At 65.9% G+C, this 23,558-nt stretch carries 19 protein-coding genes; 16 read left to right on the top strand and 3 right to left on the bottom strand.

What is annotated here, in order from left to right; genetic code table 11:
* Positions 1 to 466: 466 nt before the first annotated feature.
* The 8 genes from FB600_RS32945 (at position 467) to FB600_RS32980 (ending at position 12,292) form a co-directional block, all read left to right on the top strand.
* Entirely contained in the window at positions 467 to 3,352 is a 2,886-nt protein-coding gene (locus FB600_RS32945; protein ID WP_145757604.1) for a GH92 family glycosyl hydrolase, read from the top strand.
* A gap of 415 nt (positions 3,353 to 3,767) precedes the next feature.
* Entirely contained in the window at positions 3,768 to 5,978 is a 2,211-nt protein-coding gene (locus FB600_RS32950) for a glycoside hydrolase family 3 C-terminal domain-containing protein (RefSeq protein WP_098151265.1), read from the top strand.
* A 280-nt stretch (positions 5,979 to 6,258) separates the two neighbouring features.
* Entirely contained in the window at positions 6,259 to 6,588 is a 330-nt protein-coding gene (locus FB600_RS32955; RefSeq protein WP_096751869.1) for an H-NS family nucleoid-associated regulatory protein, read from the top strand.
* Between the two features lie 178 nt (positions 6,589 to 6,766).
* The gene (locus FB600_RS32960; RefSeq protein WP_098151266.1) at positions 6,767 to 8,257 is read left to right on the top strand and encodes a DUF1800 family protein; all 1,491 of its coding nucleotides are present in this window, start codon (positions 6,767 to 6,769) and stop codon (positions 8,255 to 8,257) included.
* A gap of 2 nt (positions 8,258 to 8,259) precedes the next feature.
* Entirely contained in the window at positions 8,260 to 9,411 is a 1,152-nt protein-coding gene (locus tag FB600_RS32965; protein ID WP_098151267.1) for a DUF1501 domain-containing protein, read from the top strand.
* Between the two features lie 76 nt (positions 9,412 to 9,487).
* Positions 9,488 to 9,709: a YXWGXW repeat-containing protein gene (locus FB600_RS32970; protein WP_096751872.1), complete on the top strand. Its 222-nt coding sequence runs from the start codon at positions 9,488 to 9,490 to the stop codon at positions 9,707 to 9,709.
* A 117-nt stretch (positions 9,710 to 9,826) separates the two neighbouring features.
* Complete coding sequence (locus tag FB600_RS32975) at positions 9,827 to 10,459, top strand: NAD(P)H-binding protein (RefSeq protein ID WP_096751873.1); 633 nt, start codon at positions 9,827 to 9,829, stop codon at positions 10,457 to 10,459.
* 276 nt (positions 10,460 to 10,735) lie between these two features.
* A complete protein-coding gene (locus tag FB600_RS32980; RefSeq protein ID WP_098153116.1) occupies positions 10,736 to 12,292 on the top strand; it encodes an FAD-dependent monooxygenase in 1,557 nt (518 codons plus the stop codon).
* A gap of 37 nt (positions 12,293 to 12,329) precedes the next feature.
* Here FB600_RS32980 and FB600_RS38250 read toward each other — a convergent pair whose 3' ends face one another.
* Positions 12,330 to 12,512 carry an SDR family oxidoreductase gene (locus FB600_RS38250; RefSeq protein ID WP_200055695.1) on the bottom strand — a complete coding sequence of 61 codons (183 nt, stop codon included), beginning with the start codon at positions 12,510 to 12,512 and terminating at the stop codon, positions 12,330 to 12,332.
* On the opposite strand from FB600_RS38250, the gene FB600_RS32990 reads away from it, so the two are divergent.
* The 6 genes from FB600_RS32990 (at position 12,465) to FB600_RS33015 (ending at position 18,577) form a co-directional block, all read left to right on the top strand.
* On the top strand, positions 12,465 to 12,677 hold the full coding sequence (locus FB600_RS32990; protein WP_098153117.1) for a winged helix-turn-helix transcriptional regulator: 213 nt from the start codon (positions 12,465 to 12,467) through the stop codon (positions 12,675 to 12,677). The two genes, FB600_RS38250 and FB600_RS32990, sit on opposite strands and share 48 nt — an antisense overlap.
* Before the next feature lie 405 nt (positions 12,678 to 13,082).
* On the top strand, positions 13,083 to 14,699 hold the full coding sequence (locus tag FB600_RS32995; protein ID WP_098151268.1) for a peptide ABC transporter substrate-binding protein: 1,617 nt from the start codon (positions 13,083 to 13,085) through the stop codon (positions 14,697 to 14,699).
* A gap of 13 nt (positions 14,700 to 14,712) precedes the next feature.
* Positions 14,713 to 15,651: an ABC transporter permease subunit gene (locus tag FB600_RS33000; RefSeq protein ID WP_046575218.1), complete on the top strand. Its 939-nt coding sequence runs from the start codon at positions 14,713 to 14,715 to the stop codon at positions 15,649 to 15,651.
* Positions 15,652 to 15,664: 13 nt separating this feature from the next.
* Positions 15,665 to 16,564: an ABC transporter permease gene (locus tag FB600_RS33005; RefSeq protein ID WP_013691354.1), complete on the top strand. Its 900-nt coding sequence runs from the start codon at positions 15,665 to 15,667 to the stop codon at positions 16,562 to 16,564.
* 1 nt (position 16,565) lies between these two features.
* Positions 16,566 to 17,555 (top strand): ABC transporter ATP-binding protein, encoded by a 990-nt coding sequence (locus tag FB600_RS33010; protein ID WP_096751875.1) that lies wholly within the window; start codon positions 16,566 to 16,568, stop codon positions 17,553 to 17,555.
* Positions 17,552 to 18,577 carry an ABC transporter ATP-binding protein gene (locus FB600_RS33015; protein ID WP_013691356.1) on the top strand — a complete coding sequence of 342 codons (1,026 nt, stop codon included), beginning with the start codon at positions 17,552 to 17,554 and terminating at the stop codon, positions 18,575 to 18,577. The genes FB600_RS33010 and FB600_RS33015 overlap by 4 nt, the downstream gene beginning before the upstream one ends.
* Positions 18,578 to 18,732: 155 nt before the next feature.
* Here the strand turns inward: FB600_RS33015 and FB600_RS37400 are convergent, their stop codons facing one another.
* On the bottom strand, positions 18,733 to 18,897 hold the full coding sequence (locus tag FB600_RS37400) for a hypothetical protein (RefSeq protein WP_164467630.1): 165 nt from the start codon (positions 18,895 to 18,897) through the stop codon (positions 18,733 to 18,735).
* Positions 18,898 to 19,519: 622 nt separating this feature from the next.
* Here FB600_RS37400 and FB600_RS33020 point away from each other — a divergent pair.
* Positions 19,520 to 20,482: a CPBP family intramembrane glutamic endopeptidase gene (locus tag FB600_RS33020; RefSeq protein WP_127837710.1), complete on the top strand. Its 963-nt coding sequence runs from the start codon at positions 19,520 to 19,522 to the stop codon at positions 20,480 to 20,482.
* 37 nt (positions 20,483 to 20,519) lie between these two features.
* On the opposite strand, the gene FB600_RS33025 is transcribed toward FB600_RS33020, so the two are convergent.
* Complete coding sequence (locus tag FB600_RS33025; RefSeq protein WP_080959480.1) at positions 20,520 to 21,461, bottom strand: LysR family transcriptional regulator; 942 nt, start codon at positions 21,459 to 21,461, stop codon at positions 20,520 to 20,522.
* Between the two features lie 138 nt (positions 21,462 to 21,599).
* Here FB600_RS33025 and FB600_RS33030 point away from each other — a divergent pair, with 138 nt between their 5' ends.
* On the top strand, positions 21,600 to 22,769 hold the full coding sequence (locus tag FB600_RS33030) for a CaiB/BaiF CoA transferase family protein (RefSeq protein ID WP_046575551.1): 1,170 nt from the start codon (positions 21,600 to 21,602) through the stop codon (positions 22,767 to 22,769).
* Positions 22,770 to 23,558 lie beyond the last annotated feature (789 nt).

Here is a 23,558-nt window from a genome sequence, read left to right on the forward strand (position 1 = left end):
GCCTCGACGGACCGTTCCGTCCTCCCGCCTGGCACGATGTGCATGCGCAGCAGCACGCTCGTGCCGCCGCGCGAATCCCTCCTCTTCGCCCTGTGACCATCACGCGAATCGCGCGCCAATTACCCGCGTTCTGAGGCGATCGCGACGGCTCGCGCCACGCGTTTTCCCTCCATCAAATCCACGACTCTCACGACGCGGTGCCGCAAATTTCGCCGTGTTTTTCCGCGTCTCCGGCATTGAGCACCACGGCACCGCGTTTCGTCACGTTGCGCATCGTTTAGTAAATCTAAGAAAAATATTACAACTGTGTTTATTCGATTGACGGCGGATTCGTCCGAATCCTAGTCTTACGACGCAGCAAGACCGTAAGACCTTGTAACGAAGCAGGAGTCGCGACGAGCCGGCGGTTCGATCGTTCGAATCGTCGATACGCAAGAAGCAAAGAAGAATGGAGAGAGAGACGATCATGAATCGATTCACGACGCTCGCAGCCACACTGGCCGTGGCCTGCGCAGTGAGCGCGTGTGGGGGAGACGACGGCGGCAGCGGTGGCGCCGCCTCGATACTGGCGGCGCGTCCGTCAGCCTCCGCGGCCGACACGACCAACCTCGACGACAACCGCAGCCTGTCCCTGACCCAGTACGTCGATCCGCTGATCGGCACGCTGGCCAGCAATTCGCCGAACCCCGTGCCGGCCGGGCAGGCCGGCAGTGTCGAGCCGGCTGCCGGCCTGCCCTCGGGCATGGTGCAGTGGGCGCCCGACACCAACACCACGCCGGCGCCGAACGACAGCAAGGAGCCGGGCTCGCCGGCCGGCTACTACTACGACATCAACTCGATCCAGGGCTTCAGCGTGACGCACATGCCGGGTGCCGGCTGCGGCGGCAACAACGGCGAATTCCCGGTGATGCCCACCACCGACTTCACCCAGCTGGTACCCACCTTCAGTCATGCGAACGAAACGGCCAAGCCGGGCTACTACTCGGTGCTGCTCGATTCGCAGATCAAGGTGGAGCTGACCGCCACCCTGCGCACCGGCTTCGGCCAGTTCACCTACCCGGCCGGCAAGCCCGCGCTGCTGGTGCTGGACGCCACGCGCACCAACACCAAGACCTCCACCACCGGCTCGATCACGCAGGTGTCCGACAGCGTGATCTCGGGCAGCACGGTGGGCGGCGGCTTCTGCGGCAACTCGGTGCCGGTGCCGGTCTACTTCTATGCGGCCTTCGACCGGCCCTTCACCTCGGCCGCGATCTCGCACGGCGTGGCCCAGCTCGGCTTCCGCTCGGGCCTGACGGTGAAGATGAAGATCGGCATCTCCTACGTCAGCGTCGCCAACGCAAAGGCCAACCTCGACGCGGAAAATCGCGGCTGGGACTTCGACGGCGTGCGCGCGCAGGCCGACAGCACCTGGAACGACCGCCTCAACGCGATCCGCGTGGCGGGCGGCACCGCCGACGCGAAGAAGAAGTTCTACACGGCGCTCTATCACGCGCTGTGGGCGCCCAGCATCTTCAGCGACGTGAACGGCCAGTACATCGGCTTCGACAATACCGTGCACCAGGTCGCCAAGGGCCAGCAGGCACAGTATTCGTCGTTCTCGGGCTGGGACATCTACCGCTCGCTGATCCAGTTGAAGTCGATCCTCAACCCGTCGGAAACCAGCGACATGATCCAGTCGCTCGTCAACGACGCGGACCAGTGCGGCGCGATCCCGCATTGGGTCAACGACAACGTCGAGGACGGCGTGATGCCGGGCGATGCCGGTTCGCTGATCGTCTCCAGCGCCTATGCCTTCGGCGCGCGGCGCTTCGATACGCAATCGGCCCTGCAGCACATGGTGAAGATGGCGAACATCCCCGGCACCGCCTGCAACAACGTCACCACCAACGGCGGCCGCGCCAGCTACCTGCAGACCGGCTACATCACCAGCGGCGAGTGGGGGCAGGCTTCGTCGACGCTCGAATACTCGAGCAGCGACTTCGCGATCTCGCGCTTCGCCGGCGAACTGGGCGACACCGCCACGCAGCGCATGCTGCTGGGCCGCTCGGCCTACTGGCAGAACCTGCTCGACACCTCGCTCACGCCGCCGCTGATCGCGGGCCGCCAGTCGAACGGCGCCTGGATCCCCGAAACGCCGAGCAGCGGCGACAACTACGTGGAGGGTAATGCCGAGCAGTACACCTGGATGGTGCCGTACAACGCGGCGGGCCTGTTCGCGCAGCTCGGCGGCAACAGCACGGTGACGTCCCGGCTCGACCAGTTCTTCACGGTGCTCAACGCCGGCCTGAGCCTGCCCAATTTCTACATGGGCAACGAGCCGACCTTCGAGGTGCCCTGGCTCTATAACTGGGCGGCGCAGCCTTCGGGCACGCAGCGCGTGGTGCAGCAGATCATGGCCACCGCGTTCGGCACCGGCCCCGACGGCCTGCCGGGCAACGACGACCTCGGCGCCGTGTCGGGCTGGTATGTGTGGGGGGCGCTCGGCCTGTACCCGCAGATCCCGGGCGTGGCGGGCCTGGCGATCGGCAGCCCGCAGTTCCCGCAGATCGACGTGCGGCTCGGCAACGGTCGCACCTGGCGGATCCGCGCGGCGGGCGCGCCGAACTCGAGCTACGTGCGTTCGCTGTCGATCGACGGCCGTGCCCACGACACCGCCTGGGTCGCCTACGACGACATCGCCAACGGCGCCACCCTGCACTTCTCGATGGGCAGCTCGCCCTCGCAATGGGGCAGCCAGAAGCAGCCGCCGTCGTTCGGCGTGCCGGTGGCAATCAACGCGGCCGACAGCTACAACAACCGCGGCTTCAGCGCTGACGGCGCGACCAACAGCGACGGCCAGGGGGCGGACTTCGACGGCAGCCTGTTCAGCTACTCGCTCAATGCGCTGGCGGCGGCGGGCGTGCAGCCGGGCAAGCCGTTCGCGGTGGCCGGCGCCAGCGTGGCGGTGGCGGGCGGCCCGCTCACGCTCGACAACACCGTCACCGTCGGGCAGACCGTGATGCTGCCGCCGGGCTCGGTGGGCACCGGCGTGGTGGTGCTCGGCTCGGCCAACAACGGCCCGAGCAACGGCACGGCGCAGCTGAACTTCGCGGACGGCTCGAGCCAGGCGGTCACGCTGAGCTTCGACGACTGGACCCTGAACGGCGGCGGCGCGAGCCCCCGCTCGACGGTGGCCGTCACGATGGCCTATCGCAACTCGGCCAGCGGCCAGCAGGACAACGTGAAGACCTACATCTTCGCGCAGAAGATTCCGGTGCCGCTGGGCAAGGTGGTGACCAGCATCACGCTGCCGCGCCAGGTCAGCGCCGGCAAGATGCACGTGTTCGGGATCGGCATGACGAACTCGTGATGACGGCATGAACCGGCAAGGCCCCGCATCGTCGATGGCGATGCGGGGCCTTCTCACTTCCCCCTCCGCGAAACTTTCCCCTCCGCGCATATCCCGCGCCCCGCCTGGTTTTTCGGCACTTCTTACACTTCTTTTTCGATACCTCTCGGGAAGCTTTTCCGCTCGAAAAAGAGACGACATCGGCACCACGAAGAAAGATCCGAGGATTGAGGGAAAACACCGATGCTGTAGTCGGACTACATTCCTACTATCGAAGCCGGTGGAGGTTTCCTACATCACACTGGCCACGTCGATTCTCCACTCCGTCGCGACGGTGCGCACCGTCGCGGCACACGCGGACCGCGTTTTCCGCGTGGCATCCGTTGTCGCTTCCTGCATCAGAGACACCCAACCAGAACCAAACGGAGAGAGAGACATGCAGGTCAGACTCTGGTCGGCCGCCGCCGTGGCGGCGTTCGCGTTCGCCGGTGCCCATGCGGCCGGCGCCCCCGACATCATCAACTTCCCGCCCACGCCGTCGAGCCTCGACGTGGTCGGTTCGATCGCCGCGCAAATCCGGGCCGACGTGCTCCTGCGCAAGATGACGCTCGATGAAAAACTGCAGCTGATTCATTCGCAGTACGAGATGAGCGCGGTGCCCGGCGGCGGCGCCGGTTATATCCAGGGCGTGCCGCGCCTGGGCATCCCCGACCTGAACATGGCCGATTCCTCGACCGGCTCGGGCAGCACCTCGCAACCCAGCACCACCTTCCCGGCCACCATCGCGGTGGCCGCCAGCTGGGACCGCCAGCTCTCCAATGCCTATGGCCGGCAGGTCGCGCAGCAGTTGCGCGCGCAAGGATTCGGCATGGGCCTGGGCGGCGGCACCAACCTCGCGCGCGAGCCGCGCGGCGGGCGCCTGTTCGAGTATCTCGGCGAGGATCCGCAGCTCGCCGGCGACCTGCTGGCCGAGCGCACCGACGGCACGCAGCGCGAAAAAGTGATCGCCACCATCAAGCATTACGCCGGCAACGAGCAGGAACACGGCCGGCAGGGCGGCAACACGCAGATCGACGAGCGCACGCTGCGCGAGATCTACCTGCTGCCCTTCGAGATCGCCGCCAAGCGCGCGCGGCCCGGCAGCGTGATGTGCTCGTACAACCGCCTGAACGGCGACTACGCCTGCGAGAACACCTACCTGCTGTCCACCGTGCTGAAGAACGACTGGGGCTTCGAAGGCCAGGTCCAGTCCGACTGGGGCGCGGCGCACAGCACGGCGAAGTCGATCAACGCCGGGCTCGACGAGGAAGAGGACGTCGGCGCCACCGTCTACCTGACGCCGGCCGCCGTCAAGCAGGCGATCGCGAACGGCTCGGTGTCCACCGTGCGGCTCGACGACATGGTGCGGCGCAAGCTCTACACCATGATCCGGCTCGGCCTGGTCGATCATCCCGCCAAGAGCGGCACGGTCGATTTCGCGGCCGGCAACGCCTTCGCGCAGAAGGCCGCCGAGCAGTCGATGGTGCTGCTGAAGAACGAGGGCAACCAGTTGCCGCTGGTCGCCTCGGCGCTCAAGCGGATCGCCGTGATCGGCGGCCATGCCGACGCGGCGGTGCTCTCGGGCGGCGGCTCGGGCAACACGCGCGACCCGGTGACGGGCTCGTTCGCCGGCTGCGGCGGCCTGCAGTTCGGCAGCTCGACCGGCTGCGGCTGGTGGCACAACCCCTGGCTCAAGCTCGACACGCCGATCGTCGCCGCGATCCAGCAGCTCGCACCGGGCGCGCAGGTCAGCTTCGCCGGCAACAGCGACCAGCAACAACCGTTCCGCGCCTACACGCAGCAGGAGATCGACTCGGCCGCGGCGCTCGCCAAGCGGTCCGACGTGGCGATCGTGGTGGTCGCGCAGCCGGCCGGCGAGGACTTCGGCGACCTGCAGAGTCTCTCGCTCGCCAATCCGTCGAACCAGGATGCGCTGGTCTCGGCGGTGGCGGCCGCCAACCCGCGCACGGTGGTGGTGGTCGAGAGCGGCAACCCGGTGCTGATGCCTTGGAAGGACAAGGTCTCGGCGATCGTCGAGGCCTGGTTCCCGGGCGACGGCGGCGGCAAGGCGATCGCCAACCTGCTGTTCGGCCAGGTCAATCCGTCCGGCAAGCTGCCGGTGACCTTCCCGGCGCGCGACCAGGACACGCCGACCTGGGGCAGCAACGGCAGCTTCGATCCGAATCCCGTCTACAGCGAGAAGCTCGACATGGGCTATCGCTGGTATGACGCGAAGAACATCGACCCGATGTTCGAATTCGGCTTCGGGCTCTCGTATACGCAATTCGCGTACTCGGGCCTGTCGGTGCTGCGCCTGCCGGGCAACCTGCTCGACGTGAGCTTCACGGTCCGCAACAGCGGCCGCGTGGCCGGCGCCGAGGTTCCGCAGGTCTACCTGGGCGTGCCGTACAAGGACGAGCCGCCACGCCGCCTGGTCGGCTGGGACAAGGTTCGCCTGAATCCGGGCGAGTCGCGCCGCGTCAATGTGATCGTCACGCCGCGCATGCAGAGCGTGTGGGACGAGGCGCAGGGCAAGTGGCGCTATGTGCCGGGCAGCAGCGTGTATGTGGGCGCGTCGTCACGCGATATCCGCCTGCAACAGCGCTGATCGGACCGGACGGACGGCGGCGGGCGACGCTGTCCGGACCCCGAAATACCGGCGGGGCGGGCCTTCTGGCCCGCCCCGCCGTTTTTTATCGGCGCATTCATCGCGCTGCAAAGGGATTCGTGCCGTGCAACGGCCCATCCCGCCGGGTGCAATAAATCCCTTGCTTCGGGTAATCGCATGTAATTAAATGCCTCGAATGAATCAGGCAGATTGCCGGTATATGTGAAAATGTGCCCCGAGCCTAGTAATATGGCGCCCTATCGACACTCGCCCACCCACAATGAGCAATAACCTCAACGTTCTCGAAGAGCAGCTGCGTGAACTCGACCGCCAGATCGCCGAGGCCAAGACCGAAGGCAAGCGTGGCCTGCTTTCGACTCTCAAGGATCAGGTAGAGCAATACGGCATTACCGAAGACGAATTGCTGCGTGCGGCCGGTTTCCGCGAGCCGGTGAAAATGCGTCGCGCCGCGCCCGCCAAATACTACGACCCGTCCTCGGGTAATTCGTGGTCGGGCCGCGGCCCGCGCCCGAAATGGCTGCAAGGCAAGGAACTCGACGATTACCTGATCGACCGCGCGCCGAAACCCTGGTGGCCGGGCGAGGACTGATCGCCGCGCCCGCGGCGCGCGAGCTGCCCACGCCGGCGCCCTGCCGGCCATCGCGCGCCGGCCGTTGATGTAGACCGGGTGGTCTCCCACAGGCCGCCCGAAAAAATTTTCACCCGACGCGACGGATTTCGCGGCGTGCTCCGTTTAACGGAGACCATCCACGCCGGCAGGACTCCGTATGAACGTTCCGCCCCGCTTCACCGCCGCCGCGATCGCGCTGAACCGCTTCGGCCTCGGCGCGCGCGCCGACGACAGCGCCCCCGCTGATCCGAAAGCCTGGCTGCTCGACCAGTTCGCGCGTTATGAAGCGCGCCCGGCGGCCTGGGTCGAGACGCCAGGCGCGGTCGCGCTCGCCACGCGCTTCGGCGCGCAGCGCAACGCATTTCGCGCCGCCAGTGCCGCCGAGGCCGCTTCCATGCCGCCCGCGCCATCACCGGCCGCCAGGCTAGCGGCGGCCTCGTCGGCCACACCCGGCGCGACGCAAAACCCCGCGCAGGCAGCACGCCAGGCCCTCAACCAGATGATTCGCCGCGAGAGCGTGGCGGTCTATCGCGATGCCGTCGATGCGCGCGTCGAGAGCGCGCTGAGCACGCCGACGCCCTTCGTCGAACGGCTGGTGCACTTCTGGGCCAATCATTTCGCGGTGTCGGTGGACAAGGGGCAGGTAGCCGGGCTGGCCGGCGCCTTCGAGCTGGAGGCGATCCGCCCGCACGTGCTCGGCCGTTTCGAGGACCTGCTGGTGGCGGCCGAGCAGCATCCCGCCATGCAGCTGTTCCTGGACCAGACGCGCTCGGTCGGCCCCGACAGCCGCGCCGCCATGCGCGCCGACGCGCGCGACCCGGCCCACAAGCGCGGACTCAACGAAAACCTCGCCCGCGAGATCATGGAGCTGCACACGCTCGGCGTGCGCAGCGGCTACACCCAGACCGACGTCACCGAATTCGCGCGCGCGCTGACCGGCTGGAGCGTGGCCGGCGTGCGCGGCCCGCAGCCCAACGACGCGCCGCCGGGCAGCTTCGTGTTCCGCCCGGCGCTGCACGAGCCCGGCACGCGCACCGTGCTCGGCCGCCGCTACGATCAGGATGGCGAAGCACAGGCGCTCGCGATCCTCGGCGACCTCGCCCGCGCGCCCGCCACGGGGCGCCACCTGGCCTTCCAACTGGCCCGTCATTTCGTTGCCGACGATCCGCCCGCCGCGCTGACCGAGCGGCTCGCGCAAGCCTTCGAGCGCAGCGGCGGCGACCTGCCGACCGTCTATCGGGCGCTGGTCGAGTCGCCCGAGGCCTGGTCGCCACGCGCCGCCAAGTTCAAGACGCCCTGGGACTGGACGCTCTCCTCGCTGCGCGGGCTCGGCTGGACCTCGCTCGACGGTCTCAAGGCCGCGCCGCTGCTGAGCCAGCTCGGCCAGCCCGTGTGGCGCCCCGGCTCGCCCGCCGGCTACGACGATATCGCCGCGAGCTGGGCCGCGCCCGACGCGCTGGTGCGGCGCGTCGAGGTCGCGCAGCGCCTGGCCGCGCGCACCGGCGATCGCGTCGACGCGCGCCAGCTCGGCAACACGCTGTTCGCCGGCACGCTGGGCGAAGCCACCGCCACCGCCGTGTCGCGCGCCGAGAGTTCCACCACCGCGCTGGCGCTGCTGCTCGTCTCGCCCGACTTCCAACGGAGGTAAACATGCTGCCTTCCCGCCGCCGATTCCTCGGCACCGTCGCCGCCGGTACCGGCACCCTGCTGATCGCGCCGCGGCTCGCGTTCGCCAACGTCGCCAGCGATCGCCGCTTCGTGTTCGTGATCCAGCGCGGCGCGGCCGACGGACTCAATATCCTGGCGCCCTACGCCGAGCCTGACTACGCCCGGCTGCGCGGCGAGCTCGCGATCGACCCCGCCAAGGCCACGCGCCTGGACGGCAGCTTCGCACTGCATCCCTCGCTGGTGCAGACGGCGCGGATGTACCAGGGCGGCCAGGCGCTGTTCGTCCACGCGATCGCCTCGCCCTATCGCGACCGTTCGCATTTCGACGGCCAGAACGTGCTGGAGACGGGGGGCCTGTCACCCTACCAGGTCAAGGACGGCTGGCTGAACCGGCTCGTCGCGATGCTGCCGGCCACGCGCGAGAACGCGATCGCGCTGGCGCCCACCGTGCCCGCCGCGCTGCGCGGGCCGGCCCGCGTGACCTCCTATGCGCCCTCGGGCCTGCCCGGCGCGCCGGACGATCTGCTCACGCGTGTCTCCGCGCTCTACGAGCAGGACGCGCAGCTCGGGCCTCTGTGGACCTCGGCGATGCAGGCGCGCAGCCTGGCGCACGATGCCGGCGCGCGGCAGGACCCGGCCAGCGTCGGCAAGCTCGCCGCGAGCTTCCTCGCACGCGACGACGGCCCGCGCATCGCCATGATCGAGACCGGCGGCTGGGACACGCACAGCGCGCAGAACGCGCGCCTCGCCAACGTGCTGAAGGGGCTGGACGCGATGCTGGCCTCGCTGCGCGACGGGCTGGGCCCGGTCTGGAACGACACCACCGTGCTGGTGGCCACCGAGTTCGGCCGCACCGCCGCCGCCAACGGCACCGGCGGCACCGATCACGGCCAGGGCTCGGTGGCGATGCTGCTCGGCGGCGCCGTGGCCGGCGGCCGCGTGATCGCCGACTGGCCCGGCCTGCGCCAGGCCGATCTCTACGAAGGCCGCGACCTCAAGCCCACCGCCTCGCTCGACGCGCTGATCGCCGGCGCCGCCGCCGAGACGCTGCGCCTCGATCCGCAACGCGCCACCGCGGCGCTGTTCGAGCGCCCGGCCGCGAGCCGACCGATGACGGGCCTGGTTCGCGCCTGAAGCGCCCACGCCGTGCCGGCCGGCAAGCCGGCGTTTCAAGAACAGATTCGATAACAGTCCTGGGAGGACATGCATCATGACGATCCGATACAAAACCGTCGCCGCCTTCACCGCCAGCCTGTGCGCGGCCCTGCTTTCGGCCTGCGTGGTCGAGCCCGTTCGGCCGCCCCAGCCGGAACCGCGCGTGGAGGTGATACCGGCCGCGCCGGCACCCGGTTATCACTGGGTGAAGGGGCATTACCGCTGGGAAGGCAATCACTGGGAATGGGTCCCGGGACATTGGAAGGCCGTTTACTGACCGCCTGGTCGTTCACGCTTCATGGAGAAACGGCGACGCGCCTCGGGGGCGTCGCCGTTTTATTGGGCGATACTGATCGCCACCGGCGCGAATGCTGGCTTGAAAGGAGACGGGAAGATGAAGCTGTTGCTGCTGGGTGCCACCGGCCTGGTGGGAAGCCGGGCCTTGAAGCTCGCGCTCGATAGCCGCGCGTTCTCCCAAGTCGTTGCCCCGACGCGAACGCCGCTGCCGCCCAACGCAAAACTGCTGAACCCCGTCGTGGCCCGCCTCGACGACTGGGTGCCGGCGCTGGCATCGCAGCAGTTCGATGCCGTCGTCTGCGCGCTGGGCACCACCCAGGCCAAGGCCGGCTCGAATGCTGCCTTCATTCATGTGGACTACCAACTGCCGCTGGTCTTCGCCAGCGCCGCGCATGCCGCGGGCGTCCCGGCCTTCGCGATCGTCACGGCGATGGGCGCGTCGGCGAGCTCCCGATTCTTCTATCCGAGAACCAAGGGCGAGGTGGAACGCGATATCCAGGCGATCGGCTTTCGCTCGCTGACGATCTGCCGGCCCAGCCTGATCGACGGGCCGCGCAACGAGAGCCGGCAAGCGGAAGGCGCGGCGCTGAAGCTGGTCCGACTCCTGGCGCCCGTGCTGCCGAGGAAATGGCGCGTGAATCCCGCCGATTCGATCGCCGCCGCGTTGCTCGACGCGGTACTCGCCGCGCAGCCGGGTTGCCGCTGGATCCATTCGCGGGACATGAACTGAAGAACTGAAATTCCGGCGCCATCGCTTCGGCTCCCTGACTATCGCGCGCCGGCAGGCCATTGCGCCGTGCCCGCCGCGATGATATAAAGCCGTGTCGGAAAAGGCAGACTTGGTTTGGTAAGCCCAAGTCCTTTCGGTAACGAAAGCTCTGGTCTTTGGCCTCGTGCATGAGATCCCCGCGACGAACATGGAACGCCGTCCAGGCTTCCTCCCGTTCGTCCGTGTGGCGCTCAGCCTGAGAAACGCTCCGGTCGAATCTCGACAATGGAGCCGTTCATGCACGATCGCCCCCTCGATTCCCATGATGTCGTCATCGCGGGCGCGGGCCCCGTCGGGCTGTTTCTCGCCTGCGAACTGCGCCTGCTCAAGCTTTCCGTGCTGGTGCTGGAGCGCGCGCAAGCCCCGCAAGCGCCGCTGAAACGCCTGCCGTTCGGGCTGCGCGGCCTGTCGGTCGCCACGCTCGAAGCCTTCCATCGGCGTGGCCTGCTCGACGAGCTGCTGGCCGCGCAACAGGCGCGCGACGCGTCGGACAAGCCGGCCCCGGCTCCGCATTGGGCCGGCAAGTCGCGCAAGCCCGGCGGCCACTTCGCCGGCATCCAGTTTCATCACGACGCGATCGACGGCTCGCGCTGGCCGTATCGGCTGCCGAGCCCGGCCGGCGAAGGCATGGCCGTCGAACTGGAGATGCTGGAGACCGTGCTGGCTCGGCGGGCCATCGCGATGGGCGCCGAGATCCGGCGCGGCCAGGAAGTCGATCGCCTGCTCGCCGGCGAGGACAGCGTGAGCGTTCGCGCCGGCGGCGAGAGTTTTCGCGGGCGCTGGCTGGTCGGTTGCGATGGCGGGCGCAGCACGGTTCGCAAGCTGGCCGGCATCGCCTTCGCCGGCACCGATCCCGAGTTCACCGGCTATTCGGTCGAAGCCGAGCTACGCGATCCGCAAGCGCTGCGCCCCGGGCGGCATTACACGCCCCATGGCATGTACACCTTCACGCCGCCCGGCACCATCGCGATGGTGGACTTCGATGGCGGCGCTTGCCATCGAGGCCAACCGATCACGCAGGAGCATGCGCAAACCGTGCTGCGTCGCGTATCGGGTGTGGACGTCGAACTGACTCGCCTGCTGCTCGCCAGCACCTGGACCGATCGCGCCTACCAGGCGCGCACGTACCGCCAGGGGCGCGTTCTGCTTGCCGGCGATGCCGCGCATATCCACTCGCCGCTGGGTGGGCAGGGACTCAATCTCGGCATCGGCGATGCGATGAATCTCGCGTGGAAACTGGCGTCGACGATGCGCGGCGACACGCCTGAGGCGATGCTCGATAGCTATCAAGAGGAACGGCATCCGGTGGGCGCCGGCATTCTCGACTGGTCGCGCGCGCAGGTGGCCCTGATGCGGCCGACAGCGAGCACGCGCGCCCTGGCGGCCATCATGCGCGACCTGGCGGCGACGGATGACGGCGCCGCGTACCTTGCCGAGCGCGTATGGGGTTTATCGCTGCGCTATGCGCTTGGCGATGGGCACCCCTTGATGGGGCGCAGCCTGCCGGAATTCGAGCTGGGCGACGGGACGCTGGCCGGCAGCCGGCTGCGCGACGGCAAGGGCTTGTTCCTCGATTTCGAACGCGATCCGCAACGGCTGGCCGAGGTGCGTCGCTGGCAAGGACGCGTGGCCTGTGTCGCGAGCGAGGCAAGGGATTCGCTGGGGCTGCGCGCGGTGCTGGTGCGGCCTGACGGGTTCGTTGCATGGGCAACCGACTCGCCGTCGGACGCAGCGGGACTTTCACAAGCCCTCGGCCAGTGGTTCGGCGAGCCAGGCGATACAGACGACCTGTGAACGCCATGGCTGCCCCGGCACGGAAGCCACGGCAAGCTCACAAGCCAGGCGACAGGCCGCCATCGATACGCAGGTTGACGCCGGTGATATAGCTCGCCAGCGGGCTCGCGAGGAAGGCGACGGCATTCGCGATCTCCTCCAGGCTGCCGACGCGGCGCTGCGCACCTTGCGGATGAAACGCGACCTGCCCGGCATTTCGCAAAAGATGCTGACCCAGCATCTTCGCGAATTGGCGCACGACGGCCTGATCGAGCGAATCGATTTCGCAGAAAAACGCTTGCGGGTCGAATATCGTCTGACTGAAATGGGGCAGGCCCTGCTGCCGGTGCTGATCGCCGCGCGCAGTTTCTCGACGCGCTATTCGGCGCAGGACCGAGCCCGATGATCCGTCCCGGCGCTCCTTGTCACGCTCGCTGCAATCAAAATGAAAACCAGCCGATTCACATCGATAACGCAGCCGGAACAGACGTCCCCCTCTATATCAATCTAATTTAGTTATTTTTCATCAAACATTTTTTGACGCCCTGATTTCGGTCTGCTATGGTTCCTTCCACTGTAAGCATGCGGCGTCCCATGCCGTGGCCGGCAACGCTATAGAGAGTATAGAGAGCGGCCTCGGCGCGGGTAATCCCTGATATCGACGGGATTTCCGCCCGGAGAATGACCAGGATTACTAATATGAAAGACAAGCATCATGGGCCCCTTCTTTCGTCTCATCCGTAAATATCCCCGGCGTCGCACGCGGTAAATCCGCCTCCGCTCCCCTCGTTCCCTCTGTCAATCGCACACGATGAAACATACGCATGCCATGGCGGCCGTGCTGGCCGCGCTCGCCCTCACCGCGGCCTCCACCGCGTCTGCCGTCAACGTCCCGGCGAACGTCACGCTGGCCGCGCAGCAGGACATCACACGCCAGGTGCCGGCCGAGGTCGAGTCGCTCGATCCCGCGCACATCGAATCCTGGACCGGCAACACCATCGGCCTGGACCTGTTCGAGGGGCTGGCCCGGATCGACGCCGACGGCAAGCTGGTGCCGGGCGTCGCGCAATCGTGGGAGCACCCGTCGCCCGATACCTGGGTGTTCAAGCTGCGTCACGACGCGAAGTGGAGCAATGGCCAGCCGGTGACCGCGGCCGATTTCGTCTATGCCTGGCAGCGCGTGGTGGACCCGAAGACGGGCTCGAAATACACCATCCTGGTGGAGTTCATCAAGAACGCGAAGGCCGTGATCGCCGGCAAGCAGCCGCCCTCGGCGCTGGCCGTGCGCGCCGTGGACCCGTACACGCTCGAGGTGAAGACCGAGAACCCGGTGGCCTTCTTCCCGGAACTGACCGCGATGGCTCCGCTGGTGCCGGTCAACAAGGATGACGTGACCAAGTTCGGCGACGCCTGGACGCGTCCGCAGAACATCGTCAGCAACGGCGCCTACAAGCTGGTGGACTGGCAGCCGAACAACCGCATCCTCGCGACCAAGAACGACAAGTACTGGAACACCGGCAAGGTGGTGATCAAGAACGTCACCTACCTGCCGATCGAAAGCGACGATACGGCAATGCGCATGTATCAATCCGGCCAGATCGACTACACCTATTCGATCCCCGCCGGCGTGTTCAACCAGGTCAGCAAGCAGTTCGGCAAGGAGTTGCGCCCGGGCCTGCAGCTCGCGACCTACTACTTCTACATGAAGAACAGCGACGCGGCCTTCAAGGACAAGCGCGTGCGCCAGGCGCTGTCGATGGTGCTCGATCGCGACATCCTCACCTCCAGACTCACGCAGGCCGGCGAAGTGCCGATGTACGGCCTGATGCCGAACGGCACCAAGGGCGTGCAGCCGTTCAAGCCCGACTGGGCCGCCTGGCCGATGGCCAAGCGCGTCGACTACGCGAAGAACCTGCTCAAGCAGGCCGGTTATTCCGATGCCAACCCGCTGAGCTTCACGCTGACCTACAACACCAGCGACCTGCACAAGAAGGTGGCCCTGTTCGCCGCCTCGGAATGGCGCACCAAGCTGGGCGTGACCGCCAAGCTCGAGAACGTCGAATTCAAGGTGCTGATGAAACTGCGCCACGACGGCAAGGTGGAGATGGCGCGCGACGGCTGGTTCGCCGACTACAACGACGCGATGACCTTCTTCGACCTGATCCGCTGCGGCAGCGCGCAGAACACGGTGGGCTACTGCAATCCGAAGGTCGACCAGCTGATCGACCAGGCCAACCAGAAGCTCGACGACAAGGAACGCACCGCGCTGCTGACGCAGGCGCACGACCTGGCGATGAACGACTACCCGATGCTGCCGCTGTTCCAGTATTCGGCGGACCGCCTCGTCAAGTCCTATGTCGGCGGCTACTCGCTGAGCAACGTGATCGACATGCGTGCCTCGCAAGACATGTATCTGATCAAGCACTGAGGCGGAACGCATCATGCTGGCCTACGCACTGCGTCGCACGCTCTGGGCGATCCCGACGATCCTCGCCGTGATCACCGTCTGCTACCTGCTGCTGCACTTCACGCCGGGCGGGCCGTTCGACAGCGAGAAGCAGCTGTCGGCGGCCACCATCGCGAACCTGAACGCGAAGTACCACCTCGACGCGCCGCTGTGGAAGCAGTACCTGCTGTACCTGAACTCGCTGCTGCACGGCGATCTCGGGCCTTCGTTCCGCTACGTCGACTGGTCCGTCAACGACCTGGTGCGCAAGGCCCTGCCGGTCAGCCTCGGGGTGGGCGGCGTCTCGATCCCGATCGCGATCGTGCTCGGCGTGCTGCTCGGCACCGTCGCCGCGGTGCGCCGCGACAGCCTGATCGATCGTTTCGTGATGCTGATCGGCAACTTCGGCAACGTGATCCCGCCGTTCGTGCTGGGTCCGGTGCTGGTGCTGATCTTCGCGATCGGCCTGAAGACCTCCGAGGGCCATGGCTGGCTGCCCGCGGGCGGCTGGGGCGACGGCGGCTGGCAGTATCGCGTGCTGCCGATCCTGCTGCTCACGCTGATCAACGTCTCGCTGCTGGCGCGCGTGATGCGCGGCTCGATGATCGAGACGCTGTCGAGCAACTACATCCGCACCGCACGCGCCAAGGGCCTGCCGGGCCGCACCATCGTGCTGCGCCACGCACTCAAGCCGGCGCTGATGCCCGTGGTGTCGCTGTTCGGCACGGTCTGCATCTCCTCCATCACCGCCGCCGTGGTCACGGAATCGGTGTTCGCCCTGCCCGGGCTCGGGCAACTGGTCGTGAACGGCGCGATCAACCGCGACTACACGCTGGTGCTCGGCCTGGTGGTGCTGACCACGGTCTGCGCGGTGCTGTTCAACCTGCTGGTCGACCTCGCCTATGCCTGGCTCGACCCGCGCATCCGCTATTGAGAGGGGCGCAACCATGACGCCTGCCGCAACTCCCGCCGAAGCCAAGCCGGCCGACGCGCCGGTGCGCTCGCGCACGCCGCTCGAACTGGCGGCCGCGCGCTTCGTGCGCAACCGCGCCGCCATGTTCAGCCTGGCGCTGCTGATCCTGATCGCGCTGGCCTGCTTCGTCGGTCCGCTGCTGCTGCCCAACGATCCCACCGCCAGCGACTGGTCCTCGATCAGCCTGCCGCCCACGCTCGCCGGCATGCACTGGTTGGGCACCGATGAGCTCGGCCGCGACCTGCTCGCACGCACCCTGGTGGGCGGGCGCGTCTCGCTCGAGGTCGGGCTGCTGGGCACCCTGGTATCCGGCCTGTTCGGCGTGGCCTGGGGCGCCATCGCCGGCTTCGCGGGCGGCCGCACCGATTCCGTGATGATGCGCATCGTCGACATGATGTACGCGATCCCCTACCTGCTGATCGCGATCCTGATGATGACGCTGTTCGGCCGCTCCTTCATCCTGGTGGTGCTGACCATCAGCGCCTTCTCCTGGCTCGACATGGCGCGCGTGGTGCGCGGCCAGACGCTGTCGCTGCGCACCCGCGAATTCGTCGACGCCTCGCGCGCGATCGGCGTGACGCCCGGCACCATCGTGCGCCGCCATATCGTGCCGAACCTGCTTGGCGTGGTGGTGGTGTACGCAACCGTCAGCGTGCCCGGCATCATCCTCACCGAATCGGTGCTGTCCTTCCTCGGGCTGGGCGTGCAGGAACCGATGACGAGCTGGGGCATGCTGATCCAGGACGGCGCGCAGAAGCTCGACGGCATGCCCTGGCTGCTGCTGGCGCCCGCCGTGCTGCTTTGCGTGACGCTCTACTGCGTGAACTTCCTCGGGGATGGTTTGCGCGACGCACTCGATCCGAAGGACCGCTGACATGGCGCTATTGGAAGTCAACAATCTCGGGGTCCGCTTCACGCGCCGCGACGGCCCGCCGGTGGATGCCGTCTCGGGCGTGTCGTTCTCGCTGGAAGCCGGCAAGACGCTCGGCATCGTCGGCGAATCCGGCTCGGGCAAGAGCCAGACCGTGATGGCCCTGCTGGGCCTCCTGGCCGGCAACGGCTCGACCAGCGGCGAGGCGCGCTACCGCGACGCCGACCTGCTCGGCATGAACACGCGCCAGCTCAACGAGATCCGCGGCAACCGGATCGGCATGATCTTCCAGGACCCGATGACCTCGCTCAATCCGTTCCTGACGATCGAGCGGCAGATGACGGAAACCCTGCAGCTGCACCGGAAGATCTCGCGCAAGGACGCCACGCGCCGCGCGATCGAGGCGCTCGAGTCGGTGCGCATTCCCGACGCGGCGCGCCGCATCCGCATGTATCCGCACGAGTTCTCGGGCGGCATGCGCCAGCGCGTGATGATCGCGATGACCCTGCTCTCCGAGCCGGAGATCCTGATCGCCGACGAACCCACCACCGCGCTCGACGTGACGGTGCAGGCGCAGATCATCGAGCTGCTGCGCGAGCTGAACCGCGAGCGCGGCACCTCGATCGTGCTGATCACGCACGACATGGGCGTGGTGGCCGGCCTCGCCGATGACGTGATGGTGATGTACGCGGGCCGCACGGTCGAGTACGCGAGCGCCGAGGCGATCTTCGCCGCGCCCTCGCATCCCTACACGATCGGCCTGCTCAACGCCCTGCCCCGCCTCGACGCGCCCGACGACGCGCCGCTCGTCGCGATCCCCGGCAACCCGCCGATGCCCGGCCAGGGCAGCGACGGCTGCGCGTTCGCCAAGCGCTGCGGCTACGCCTCGGCGGACTGCCACGAGGATCGCCCCGAGCTGGCGGTCTATTCGGAAGCCGGCGCGGTGCGCGCCTGCCATCGGCCCATTGCGGAAATCACGGGAGGCCTGCGATGAGCACCGCCGAACTCGCTTCAACCAATGCCGCGACGGCCGATACGCTGCTGGCCGTGCGCGATCTCAAGGTGCATTTTCGCGTGCCGCTGGGTGGCTATCCGTGGTCGGGCAAGGGGACGCTGCGCGCGGTCGACGGCGTGTCGTTCGACGTTCGCCGCGGGGAGACGGTTGGTCTGGTCGGGGAATCGGGCTGCGGGAAGTCCACGCTTGCGCGTGCGCTGATCGGATTGGTGCCGGTAACCGAGGGCAGCGTGCAGTGGCGCGGCGAGACGATGGTCTCGGGCTCGCGCCGCGATACGCGCACCATGCGTCGCGAGATGCAGATGATCTTCCAGGATCCGCTCGCCTCGCTGGACCCGCGCATGACGATCGAGCAGGTAGTGGCCGAGCCGCTGGTGACGCATCAGCCGGGGCTCGGGCGGGAGGAGATCCGGCTGCGCGTGCGGACCATGCTCGAGCGCGTGGGCTTGAATGCGCATCATCTGATGCGCTATCCGCACGAGTTCTCGGGTGGCCAGTGTCAGCGTATCGGGATCGCGCGTGCGTTGATTGGGGAGCCGCGGCTGGTGATCTGTGATGAGCCCGTGTCGGCGCTGGATGTGTCGATTCAAGCGCAGATCGTGAACCTGCTGCGCGACCTGCAACGCGAGCTTTCGCTGTCCTACCTGTTCGTGGCGCATGACCTGGCAGTGGTGAAGGCGATCAGCCAGCGAGTGCTGGTGATGTACCTCGGGCGCGTGATGGAGTTCGGGGCTCGGCATGATGTGTATGGCGTGCCTCAGCATCCTTATACGAAGGCGCTGCTGGCGGCGGCGCCGACGCCGGATCCGGCACGCGAGCGCGCGCGGCGGCCCTTGCTGCTTTCCGGCGAGATGCCCTCGCCGATGAATCCGCCTTCGGGTTGTGCGTTTCGAACGCGATGCCCGGATGCGATCGAGGCTTGCGCGCAGGACAGGCCGCTGCCGGAAGTGCGGGGTGGCTCGGCGGCGCGGGTGGCGTGTATTCGGGCGGGCGTGGCGTAAGGCCACACGATAGGCCGGCTGGATATCGGCGTCATCGCAGTACAGGAGACGCCTGACTTTCCAGTTGACCCGGCACCTCGTCTCAAACATATCAAGCAAGGTGATGATGAAAACCGTCCAGCACTCTCCAGAACAGCAGGCCGTCCTCGCCCCCCCTACTGGCGCTGCTCGACGGCCTGCGCCGTCGCGATCGGGAGGCGATGCTCGCCCAGGTCATGCCGGATGGCAGCGCAACCATCATCAGGGATGGACGCGTATTGCACTATTCTCTTCGGACGCTGTTCGAGCGCGAGTTTCCGCCCGGCGAGGTAGATGAGCAATCTACGATCCGGAGGTACGGATCGACGACGATATCGCGACGATTTGGGCGCCTTACAAGCTTTTCCTCGATGGTCGACTGCATCATCGCGGCACCAACATCATGAGCTTGGTACGTCAGTCGGACGGCCGGTGGCTCATCGCCGGACATCTCGACAATAGCCGTCGCTCGCCCGAGTGAGTAACGGTTTCATCAGCATCACCGACTTCGCTGAAAGTCGCACCGGCACGCCGGCACGCAGCCCAAATCGGCGCGACAACTCTAGCCGATCGCACCAACCACAACGCTCGAGGCCGGCATGCCCGGCAATTCCGGTTGCGCCCGGAAGGAGATCCGGGCCGAGATCGTGACGTGGGCGCACGCCAAATAGACCGCGCGTATCGAATCGATCACGAACTGGAACCGAACCTGCTGCCATGTCACCAGTAGACTGGTCAGGTCCGAGCTACACAAGGCATCGAGAATATTTTGACTCGCTATCATCGTACTCAGACGCTACGCGAAGAGAGTGCGAATGATCCTTGCGTATGCACCGGGGCACCGAAGCGATCCACAAGCCGAAAGATGATAGCGGATCGCCAACAGCACAGGAGCCTTCGAGCAAATTCCACTAGAAAACAGTCTTGCCGAATAAAAACATTCGACCACACGTTCTTCATATCATGCGACTGCCAAGCAAAAAAATTGACGAGGATAGCCTGACAGGTACAGGAAAAAAGCCAATTGGAGTCGCATGGAGGATGGCTTTATTTATCGCCACCTTCGTGCTAATCGACGTTGTCCTTACGATTATCCTCGGCCACTTCCTGAAAAGACCATCCAACGACGCCACCCTTGCACTATCCACGTGCCTCGCAACAGGAGCAGTCAATCTGTCAGCCGTCGCATCGGCAACCGCAGTCCTAGCCACCCTGGAAAAAAAGTCCTGGTTCGACTACGGCCTCGCCGGCTCCGCTCGCACGACTCGCTTCCTGTCAGGCATCGTCTGCGGCTTCACGGCGATTTCCGCTTTGATATTAGTGCTCTGGAAAACCGGCCTCATTCGAGTCGAATGGGCTGAAGGACAAGCATGGAAGTATGCTGGCGCGTGGGCGGCAGCATTCATCATGGCCGCCGTCTTTGAGGAGTCGCTCCTGCGCGGTTACCTGCAGGCAACCCTAACGCGCAGAATCGGGTTCTGGCCGGCTTCAGCCGTGCTTTCACTCATTTTCGGTTTACTACATGCAACCAGCTCCAGCGAAAATTTTGTCGGAATATTGAATGCAATCGTGCTGGGTCTGATTCTCTGCCTGACGCTCCGGTACACCGGCTCGCTCTGGTGGGCAATCGGATTCCACGCAGCGTGGGACTGGGGTGAATCCGCGGTGTATGGAGCCGCGGATAGCGGCAGCATCGTGCAGCACGCCATCTTCACCACTAGACCTTTAGGACAGGTATTGCTTAGCGGTGGCTCCGCGGGCCCCGAAGGCAGTCTTTTGATTCTGCCATTGATGGGATTATTGGCTTTATGTATCTGGTCGCGTTGGAGCGCCGAATTCCATCGTTCGCGACAGGCCCTGCGGACTGACGGAATGAAACGCAAGTAGCACTACGTTACGAGCGGACACCTTTCCGCTCGGCTGATTAGCTTGGCGAAGCCATAGGTAACGACGCTGTCGAACTCGTGCCATGGCGCTCCGAATCCGGCTGGCATAAGCTGGCCAGCAAACGATCACGGAATGGATTGACCACCTCCCCATTTCGCAGGACACACACACGAAGATCACGCCGGGCCCAAGCTTCGGCAAGCCGGATCACCGAAACGACGGAACGCGTGTCGCCGGCCACTGCCGAGCGTGCCACGATTCCGATACCCGCTCCCGAGGAAACCAGCTTCACGATCGCCCCGTAGCTGGATACCTGTACTCGAACGTCAAGCCTTCCCCCTAGCGCGCCAGCATGGTTCATCAGGAAAGTATGCAACGCGGCTCCCGGCTGAAGGCTGATAAAGGGACGACTGAGACAGTCGGCGAACGCGACTTTCTCTCGCCGGCCGATATCGCTTCCTCGTGGGGCCACCACCACCAGTTCATCCTCACGATACGGAAAAAAGTCCAGGTCAGGATGCACGGCTTCCAGCGCGACGATTCCCAGGTCCGCGCGCCCCGAAGCAACGGCCGACACGATATCGTGGCTGAGCCTTTCCTCCAGCGAGATCCGCACGTTCGGGAATGCCTCGAAAAACCGCGCAAGGTCGTCGGGAAGATGAGAGCCGATCGCGTTGTTGTTCGCGAACAAGGTCACGTGGCCGATCAGCCCGTTCGTGAATGGCAACAGGTCGGCATTCATCTGTTCCATTTGGGCAACACAGCGCCGGGCGTGCTCCATTACGATGCGGCCCGCAGCGGTGGGTACCACGCCGCGCGCGAACCGCTGGAGCAAGGCAACTCCGACTATTTCCTCCAAGCCCTTGACCCGCAGGCTGACCGACGATGGCGCGAGATGACAGCGTTGCGCCCCGCGCGTCACGCTCCCTTCTTCCGCCACTGCGAGAAATACCTCCAGATCTGTCAGATCAAAGCGCATTGCCCCTCTCCAGGTTCGACGTGAATTGTGCTGTCTGCATTCGTGTTTGACAAATGCCGAGTTTGAATCTTCTCGATGGTCCGTCCGTCGAGTAAAACGGATACTCGCCTCACATCGACTGATTGGATGGAGACGAACATGGATAGCAACACCCGCACCGGCCAGCCATTGCCACTCGCCGGCCTCACCATCGTGACGATCGAACAGGCGCTTGCCGCACCGCTATGCACGAGTCGACTGGCGGACATGGGCGCCAGAGTGATCAAGATCGAGCGAGCCGAAGGCGATTTCGCGCGAGGATACGACGACGCCGCCAACGGTGACTCTTCCTACTTCCTCTGGACCAATCACGGCAAGGAATCGATGGTGCTCGACTTCAAACGACCGGAGGATGCGGCCCTTCTCCACCGCATGATCGAACGCGCCGACATATTCGTGCAAAACCTCGCGCCGGGCGCACTGTCACGCGCGGGATTCGACAGCACGGCACTTCGCCAACGACATTCCCACCTGATCACCTGCGATATCACCGGCTATGGAGACAGCGAGGCGGTGGGCGCACTCAAGGCATACGACTTTCTCGTGCAATGCGAAAGCGGCCTGGTGGGCATCAGCGGTGCGCCAGAAGCCCTCGGGCGCATCGGCGTATCAATCTGCGACATTGGAGCGGGCATGAACGCGACGATTGCGGTGCTGTCGGCGCTGGCGTTGCGCGCACGCACCGGCAAAGGCTCCGGCGTTTCGGTATCGCTGTTCGACGGCGCGGCCGATTGGATGACCGTGCCCTATGTACACGAACGCTACGGTCGAGGGGCGCCGTCACCGCAAGGCCTCAAGCATCCATCGATCGCGCCATACGGTGCTTACGTCACGAGCGACGGACGCCAGATCGTCATCAGCATCCAGAACGAACGCGAATGGCATCGATTCTGCACCGTGTTTTTGGGTGACGAGGCACTCGCGGACGAGCCGCGCTTCGCCTCGAACAACGCACGTGTCAGCTATCGCGCGGAACTCGACGCACGGATCGGCGAGGCCTTCGCGGGCCGCTCGCTCAATGAGGCGCTCCAGCTCCTGAGCAAGGCAAATATCGCATATGGCCAGTTGCGCAATATAGCGGAACTGATCGAGCATCCGGCGCTGCGCACCTGGCCAATGCAGACTGACGGAGCGGAACTGCAGATGATCGCGCCAGCCGTGCGTGCCCCCTGGGATGCGCAGCGCTTTGCTCGCGCGCCTCGCCTCGGAGAACACACGGATCGGCTTCGCGCGGAATTCGCGAGCACCAGTGACGAGCTGCCTGTATGAGCGGCGCCGATTTTCGGCACACTGCGCGAATGGACCGGCCAGGCCGTCACCGATTAAGACGTCCTTGCACTGCGCCATGCAAGCCTGACGGCGGCGACCATTGGTGCGCCCCGGCAAGCTGGAATGTGGCACAACGCTACCGGCGCCGCGGCTTTGGATATTCTCCCTCGAAGGGCAAACCACCTTGCGCCTGGGGCCCGACGGACATCCGGCTCGAGGAAACCGTCCGGAAGCGCTCTCAATATTGCCAAAGGGGCACAAGCCGGGCCGTTCAGGAGAGCGGGGGCGTGACCGTGCAGCATCCGTTGTTCCGAGGCGGGGAACCCAAGGTATCAGAGGAACACGCCATCTTCGGCAAGACCGTGTCCACCGGTTCACGAAGCGGGACGTGGCCCGCACGCCGGATGACGGGCGAAAGAAGCTATTCCTACGCTGTTCGCCTTTCCCTGCTTCATCTTTCGACTCGCTACACCGTTGTGTAGTTTGATATCTGGGCACCCGTTTCGGAGTGCCTTTTATCTGGTCCGCGGGATGGCTCGGTGGGTCGAAAGCGCCGAAAACACAGGAGGGACGCCTGCTTGAACCCGATAGTCGCCGCTGGCCACCAGCCCGACGAACATCGTCGGTCATCGTGCGCAGCGGCGTAAAGGCCGGCCCCGAATCGGCGCGACCTTGGGCCGAGTGGTGAGAGCCGGCCTCAGCGGAACATGGTCGTCGCCAGCTCCACCACCTCGTTGCCCTTCGCGTTCAGCACGGCCTTCAGCATGTAGAGGCTGAAGCCCTTCGCCT

This window comes from Burkholderia sp. SJZ089, assembly GCF_007828315.1.
Taxonomy (GTDB): Bacteria; Pseudomonadota; Gammaproteobacteria; order Burkholderiales; family Burkholderiaceae; genus Burkholderia; species Burkholderia gladioli.

What these genes read in the sequence shown, in the direction of transcription:
- FB600_RS38250 (WP_200055695.1), bottom strand. Translation starts at nt 12,512, where the DNA reads ATGCTGGGTCAGCATCTTTTGCGAAATGCCGGGCAGGTCGCGTTTCAT.
- FB600_RS32955 (WP_096751869.1), top strand. Translation starts at nt 6,259, where the DNA reads ATGAGCAATAACCTCAACGTTCTCGAAGAGCAGCTGCGTGAACTCGAC.
- FB600_RS32975 (WP_096751873.1), top strand. Translation starts at nt 9,827, where the DNA reads ATGAAGCTGTTGCTGCTGGGTGCCACCGGCCTGGTGGGAAGCCGGGCC.
- FB600_RS32980 (WP_098153116.1), top strand. Translation starts at nt 10,736, where the DNA reads ATGCACGATCGCCCCCTCGATTCCCATGATGTCGTCATCGCGGGCGCG.
- FB600_RS33025 (WP_080959480.1), bottom strand. Translation starts at nt 21,461, where the DNA reads ATGCGCTTTGATCTGACAGATCTGGAGGTATTTCTCGCAGTGGCGGAA.
- FB600_RS32960 (WP_098151266.1), top strand. Translation starts at nt 6,767, where the DNA reads ATGAACGTTCCGCCCCGCTTCACCGCCGCCGCGATCGCGCTGAACCGC.
- FB600_RS33030 (WP_046575551.1), top strand. Translation starts at nt 21,600, where the DNA reads ATGGATAGCAACACCCGCACCGGCCAGCCATTGCCACTCGCCGGCCTC.
- FB600_RS33015 (WP_013691356.1), top strand. Translation starts at nt 17,552, where the DNA reads ATGAGCACCGCCGAACTCGCTTCAACCAATGCCGCGACGGCCGATACG.
- FB600_RS33005 (WP_013691354.1), top strand. Translation starts at nt 15,665, where the DNA reads ATGACGCCTGCCGCAACTCCCGCCGAAGCCAAGCCGGCCGACGCGCCG.
- FB600_RS32990 (WP_098153117.1), top strand. Translation starts at nt 12,465, where the DNA reads ATGAAACGCGACCTGCCCGGCATTTCGCAAAAGATGCTGACCCAGCAT.
- FB600_RS32950 (WP_098151265.1), top strand. Translation starts at nt 3,768, where the DNA reads ATGCAGGTCAGACTCTGGTCGGCCGCCGCCGTGGCGGCGTTCGCGTTC.
- FB600_RS32965 (WP_098151267.1), top strand. Translation starts at nt 8,260, where the DNA reads ATGCTGCCTTCCCGCCGCCGATTCCTCGGCACCGTCGCCGCCGGTACC.
- FB600_RS32995 (WP_098151268.1), top strand. Translation starts at nt 13,083, where the DNA reads ATGAAACATACGCATGCCATGGCGGCCGTGCTGGCCGCGCTCGCCCTC.
- FB600_RS33010 (WP_096751875.1), top strand. Translation starts at nt 16,566, where the DNA reads ATGGCGCTATTGGAAGTCAACAATCTCGGGGTCCGCTTCACGCGCCGC.
- FB600_RS33000 (WP_046575218.1), top strand. Translation starts at nt 14,713, where the DNA reads ATGCTGGCCTACGCACTGCGTCGCACGCTCTGGGCGATCCCGACGATC.
- FB600_RS32970 (WP_096751872.1), top strand. Translation starts at nt 9,488, where the DNA reads ATGACGATCCGATACAAAACCGTCGCCGCCTTCACCGCCAGCCTGTGC.
- FB600_RS32945 (WP_145757604.1), top strand. Translation starts at nt 467, where the DNA reads ATGAATCGATTCACGACGCTCGCAGCCACACTGGCCGTGGCCTGCGCA.